General features: G+C 54.2%; 1 pseudogene. It reads left to right on the top strand.

Annotated features, from left to right (window positions below):
* Window positions 1–365 (top strand): annotated as a pseudogene (locus tag HY36_RS18575) (hypothetical protein); the annotation flags it as partial.

The following is a 365-nucleotide window of genomic DNA, read 5'->3' as shown; positions in this document are numbered from 1 at the left end:
TGACGAGTTCCTGCAGTTTGCTTCGATGCGTACCTCCGAACACGCTTTCACGAGAAAAGCAGGGATAGCCATGCTGGTTCTTGCCGAGGCAACGGAAGCGAAGGGCCACAGCGAACTTCAGTGCGATGAGTATAAAATAAAAGCTCACGCAAAGGACGAACGAGATCCGTTGTTCAAGGCCGCTCGCATGGGCGATGACCTGCGTGCGGCGCGAACCGAGGAACTTGCGGCTGAAACTAGAAGCGACGCGGTAGAGTTGGCTGAAGCGCGAGCTGCACAGCAAGCTTCTGAAAGGGACACAACGCCGAAAGAGACAGATCTTTCACCTGCAGAACAACGTACGATATTGCAGAAAGAGCTGTCCG

Origin of the sequence: Hyphomonas atlantica corrig. (genome assembly GCF_000682715.1) — a bacterium.
Lineage (GTDB): Bacteria > Pseudomonadota > Alphaproteobacteria > Caulobacterales > Hyphomonadaceae > Hyphomonas > Hyphomonas atlantica.
This window is presented reverse-complemented; position numbering and strand designations above follow the sequence as displayed.